We start from the raw sequence: 4,823 nt of genomic DNA, 5'->3' as shown, positions 1-4,823 counted from the left end.
AGCGCCGCGCGGGCGGCGCTCGATCTCCCAGGCACTGAACCTGTTGCGGCGAAAACCTGTCAGACCCAACACATCTCCCCAGCAACCCCCTCGGCAACCAATCTTTCACCCCCTCGCGACTGGTTACCTTGCGCCCCCGTGTATAAGGTATAGGCATTGCGGTAAATGGACGGGAATCCACCATGCGTTTCTTCAATATTCTGGCAGTCGCTTGCCTGGCCCTGACTTCGGCCACTGCCCTGGCTGAAAATGTCTCCGGCCTTTACCAGGTGCGCGAGCCGGTCGCAGGGCAGGGCGCCGAAGCCCGTGCCGCAGCTACCGCCAAGGCCCTCGACACCCTGGTGCTGCGCCTGACCGGCGACCCGAAGGCGGCGCAAAGCCCGGCGCTGGCCGAGCTGCGCAAGGACCCGCAACAAATCATCAACCAGGTTGGCAGCGAAGCCGGCCCACCCGAGTCGGTGCTGGTCGAGTTCGACCCCGGCAGTACCGAGCGTGCCCTGCGCAAGGCCGGCCTGGCCCTGTGGGGCAGCAACCGGCCGTCGATTCTCGGCTGGTGGCTGAATGACAATGCCGAGGGCAGTAACCTGGTCGGTGACGGCCAGGCCAGCGCCCAACCCCTGCGCCGTGCCGCCCAGCACCGCGGCCTGCCGCTACGCTTGCCGCTGGCCGACCTGCAGGAGCAACTGGTGGCCAATGCCAAGCAGATCGAAGGCAGCGATCCGGCGCCGCTGCGTGAGGCCTCCGAGCGCTACGGCGCCGACGCCTTGCTGGCGGTGCATGCCCAGGAGGCCGACGGCAAGTGGCAGGGCAAGTGGCAGCTGTGGCTGGGCGACCAGCGTGAGCAAGGCACTGCCGAGGGCGCCGACCAGGCCGCCCTGGCCGACGCGGTGATGCTGGCGCTCAGCAGCCGCCTGGCGCCGCGCTATGTCACCCGCCCAGGCGCCAGCAGCCAGTTGCAGGTGCAAGTGCAGGGCGTGAACCTGCAGCGTTACGCCGAGCTGGCCCGCGTGCTCGAACCCTATGGTCCGCGCCTGCAACTGGCCGAAGGCAGCACCCTGACCTACGGGGTAACCGCCAACCGCGAACAGCTGCGTGCCCAGCTTGGCCTGGCCAAGTTGCAGGAACTGCCGCCCGAGCAGGCGCCCGCGCTGCCAGCCACACCAGCCCCGGCAACGGGGCCCGGGGCTGAGCAGCCAGCGCCGGCCCAGCCAGCGCCCAAGCCGTTCGACGGCCTGCGTTTTCGCTGGTAAGGGGAGCACACCATGACCGACGTACGTCGTTGGATCTGGCTGGGCGTTGCCCTGCTGGTTGCCGTGCTGCTCTATAGCCTGCACAACATTCTTACGCCGTTCCTGGTCGGCATCCTGCTGGCCTACCTGGCCGACCCGCTGGTCGACCGCCTCGAGCGCCTGGGGCTGTCGCGTACCTGGGGCGTGGTGGTTGTGTTCAGCCTGTTCACCCTGCTGTTCCTGGCCTTGCTGCTGGTGCTAGTGCCAATGCTGGCCAAACAGCTGCTGCGCTTGTACGAGCTGGCGCCGCAGATGCTCGACTGGCTCGAACAGGTGGCCCTGCCCTGGGCGCAGAGCCGCCTTGGCCTGGCCGATGGCTTCTGGAAGTTCGACAAGATCAAGGCCGCCATCGGCGCGCACATGGGCCAGACCACCGATATCGTCGGCGTGATACTGTCCCAAGCCACCGCTTCGAGCCTGGCACTGATGGCATGGCTGGCCAATATGGTGCTGATCCCGGTGGTGGGCTTCTACCTGCTGCGTGACTGGGACCTGATGATGGCCAAGTTGCGCGGTCTGCTGCCACGCCAGCGTGAACCGCAAGTGATGGGGCTGGCGGGCGAATGCCATGAAGTGCTGGGGGCGTTCGTGCGTGGGCAGTTGCTGGTGATGGTGGCGCTGGGCATCATCTATTCGGCCGGGCTGATGCTGGTGGGGCTGGAGCTGGGGCTGCTGATCGGCATGCTCGCCGGGCTGGCGGCCATCGTGCCGTATATGGGGTTTATCATCGGCATCGGTGCGGCCTTGGTGGCCGGGCTGTTCCAGTTCGGTGGCGAGCTGTACCCGATGCTGGGCATCGTCGCGGTGTTCATGGTCGGGCAGGCGCTGGAGGGCATGGTGTTGACCCCGCTGCTGGTGGGCGACCGCATCGGCCTGCACCCGGTGGCGGTAATTTTCGCCATCCTTGCCGGCGGTGAGCTGTTCGGCTTTACCGGGGTGCTGCTGGCGCTGCCGGTGGCGGCGGTGATCATGGTGCTGCTGCGGCATGTGCATGACCTGTACAAGGAATCGGACATGTATGCCGGGGGTGTCGATCCGGATCTATAACCGCGGGGCCGCTTTGCGGCCCTTTCGCCGGCAAGCCAGCTCCCACAGGTACTGCACTCGCCCTGAGCCATTTAGAGATTCTGTGGGAGCTGGCTTGCCGGCGAAAGGGCTGCAAAGCAGCCCCGCAATGGCGCAACCTGTTGATTTTGCTTGCGCTATCCGCTGCCGTGATTGTGCGCCCCGCGCTGCGGGTATAGACTTTGCACATTGTTCACCAAAGGCCCCCTGCGGTCCTGCCGACCGCCCGCGAGCATGAAACCACCGATCCAGTTGCCCCTGGGTGTGCGCCTGCGCGATGACGCCACCTTCATCAACTACTATCCGGGCGCCAATGCTGCGGCATTGGGTTACGTCGAGCGGCTATGCGAAGCCGACGCCGGCTGGACCGAGAGCCTTATCTACCTGTGGGGCAAGCAGGGTGTTGGCCGCTCCCACCTGCTGCAGGCTGCCACCCACCGCTTCCAGCAGCGCGGCGAACCCGCTGTCTACCTGCCGCTGGCGCAATTGCTCGATCGTGGCGTGGAGTTGCTCGATTACCTGGCCCAGTACGAACTGGTGTGTATCGACGACCTGCACGTGATCGCTGGCAAGGCGGACTGGGAAGAGGCCATGTTCCACCTGTTCAACCGCCTGCGTGACAGCGGCCGGCGCCTGCTGCTGGCCGCCTCGGCATCGCCGCGCGAACTGCCGATCAAACTGCCGGACCTGAAGTCGCGGCTGACCCTCGCCCTGGTATTCCAGATGCGTGGCCTGTCCGACGAAGACAAGCTGCGCGCCCTGCAGCTGCGTGCTTCGCGCCGTGGCCTGCACCTCACCGACGAAGTCGGGCACTTCATCCTCACCCGTGGCGCGCGCAGCATGAGTGCACTGTTCGATCTGCTCGAACGCCTCGACCAGGCCTCGCTGCAGGCACAGCGCAAGCTCACCATCCCTTTCCTGAAGGAAACCCTCGGCTGGTAACCCCCTGAAAACCTTGGGCCAGAGCGGAAAAACGAAAAAGTCACATCTTTTTCGATAAAATTTGCAAATGGCCATGATAGAGGGCATAGTTTCCCCCTTCTAAAGGACTACAGACACGGTCGTGCCCATGCTGAAGCGCTTCGCACCCCTCGTGCCACTCGCACTCGTGACCCTGCTTTTTGGCTGCGCGGCCCAAGGTCCTGCTTCCCAGTCAGGGCCGCAGCCCCAGGATCACACTCCAATCGCCGCACAATCGGCGTTCAAGGCCAAAGCCTCGCCATCGTCGGTATTCGGCGAGCCGGAAGAGCTGGTCACTGAAGGTGACCTGGAAGCATTTTCCAGCGACCGCAAGCCTTACCAACTGCCAGCCTTGGCTGACAGCATTCTCGAGCGCGGCATGTCGTTGATCGGCACCCGCTACCGCTTCGGTGGCACCTCGGAAAAGTCCGGCTTCGACTGCAGTGGCTTCATCGGCTACCTGTTCCGCGAAGAGGCGGGCATGACCCTGCCGCGCTCGACGCGTGAAATGATCAACGTCGATGCCCCGAAAGTGGCCCGCAACAAGCTCAAGCCTGGTGACCTGCTGTTCTTCAGCACCAATGGCCGCGGCCGCGTCAGCCATGCCGGCATCTACCTGGGTGACAACCAGTTCATCCACTCCAGCAGCCGCCGCAGTGGTGGCGTGCGCATCGACAATCTCGGTGATCGCTACTGGAGCAAGACCTTCATGGAAGCCAAGCGCGCCTTGGCCATGGCGCCAACCAATATCGCACGCAACTGATAGCAAAATGATATATCCTGCCACGGCGGCGATGCTTTGAAAAAAGCTCGCCGCCGTGCGCATTTACAGAAAGCGTCTAATCTAAATTCTCAACTCTTTTCGGCTGCGGCGCAGCGGTCTAAGACAGGATGTTCTGGCCATGGTAAAGATGGCGCGCTTTGCATTTCTCTCCCTGGCAGCCTTGCTGGCTGCCTGCTCCAGCCGTGCCCCTGCGCCGGCCCCTGTGGTTCAGCCGCAGGTCACGTATAGCCAGCCCAGCCCTTCGCCGATTGCCGATGACGTCTTGATCCGTGCCATTGGTCTGGTAGGTACGCCTTATCGCTGGGGCGGCAATACCCCGGACTCTGGTTTCGACTGCAGTGGGTTGATCAAGTACGTCTACCGTGATGCGGCCGGCATCAGCTTGCCGCGTTCGACGCGGGAGATGATCGTCATGCGCGCACCGACGGTGGATGCCAAGTCGCTGCAGTCTGGTGACCTGGTGTTCTTCGCCACCAGTGGCGGCACGCAGGTCAGCCATGCCGGTATTTATGTAGGGGAAGGGCGCTTCGTGCATGCGCCCTCCACTGGTGGCACGGTGCGCTTGGACTACCTGTCCAATAGTTACTGGGCCAAGGCCTACCTGCAGGCCAAGCGGGTGATCCCGCAAGGGCACCTGGCGCAGAACCCCTGAATCATCGCGGTGGATGGCACCGGCTTTGCCGGTGTTCGCGGCTAAAGCCGCTCCTACACGGATAGCGTGAGCC

General features: G+C 64.2%; 5 protein-coding genes. All 5 read left to right on the top strand.

The genetic code is table 11. From position 1 onward, the window contains the following. Window positions 1-182: 182 nt before the first annotated feature. The 5 genes from TZ03_RS27205 (at window position 183) to TZ03_RS27185 (ending at window position 4,750) form a co-directional block, all read left to right on the top strand. Window positions 183-1,250 carry a DUF2066 domain-containing protein gene (locus TZ03_RS27205; RefSeq protein WP_051101410.1) on the top strand — a complete coding sequence of 356 codons (1,068 nt, stop codon included), beginning with the start codon at window positions 183-185 and terminating at the stop codon, window positions 1,248-1,250. Window positions 1,251-1,262: 12 nt separating this feature from the next. Continuing rightward, the gene (locus TZ03_RS27200) at window positions 1,263-2,336 is read left to right on the top strand and encodes an AI-2E family transporter (RefSeq protein WP_051101409.1); all 1,074 of its coding nucleotides are present in this window, start codon (window positions 1,263-1,265) and stop codon (window positions 2,334-2,336) included. 252 nt (window positions 2,337-2,588) lie between these two features. Beyond that, a complete protein-coding gene (gene hda, locus TZ03_RS27195; RefSeq protein WP_003252443.1) occupies window positions 2,589-3,296 on the top strand; it encodes a DnaA regulatory inactivator Hda in 708 nt (235 codons plus the stop codon). A 127-nt stretch (window positions 3,297-3,423) separates the two neighbouring features. Next, window positions 3,424-4,077: a C40 family peptidase gene (locus tag TZ03_RS27190; RefSeq protein WP_051101408.1), complete on the top strand. Its 654-nt coding sequence runs from the start codon at window positions 3,424-3,426 to the stop codon at window positions 4,075-4,077. Between the two features lie 139 nt (window positions 4,078-4,216). Next, window positions 4,217-4,750, top strand: a complete 534-nt coding sequence (locus tag TZ03_RS27185) for a C40 family peptidase (RefSeq protein ID WP_051101407.1) — start codon at window positions 4,217-4,219, stop codon at window positions 4,748-4,750. Window positions 4,751-4,823 lie beyond the last annotated feature (73 nt).

Source organism: Pseudomonas sp. 10-1B, from assembly GCF_000935045.1.
Taxonomy (GTDB): domain Bacteria; phylum Pseudomonadota; class Gammaproteobacteria; order Pseudomonadales; family Pseudomonadaceae; genus Aquipseudomonas.
Note: the sequence above shows the minus strand (reverse complement) of the source record. Positions and strands in the feature narration are given on the sequence as shown.

What these genes read in the sequence shown, in the direction of transcription:
- TZ03_RS27205 (WP_051101410.1), top strand. Translation starts at nt 183, where the DNA reads ATGCGTTTCTTCAATATTCTGGCAGTCGCTTGCCTGGCCCTGACTTCG.
- hda (WP_003252443.1), top strand. Translation starts at nt 2,589, where the DNA reads ATGAAACCACCGATCCAGTTGCCCCTGGGTGTGCGCCTGCGCGATGAC.
- TZ03_RS27185 (WP_051101407.1), top strand. Translation starts at nt 4,217, where the DNA reads ATGGTAAAGATGGCGCGCTTTGCATTTCTCTCCCTGGCAGCCTTGCTG.
- TZ03_RS27200 (WP_051101409.1), top strand. Translation starts at nt 1,263, where the DNA reads ATGACCGACGTACGTCGTTGGATCTGGCTGGGCGTTGCCCTGCTGGTT.
- TZ03_RS27190 (WP_051101408.1), top strand. Translation starts at nt 3,424, where the DNA reads ATGCTGAAGCGCTTCGCACCCCTCGTGCCACTCGCACTCGTGACCCTG.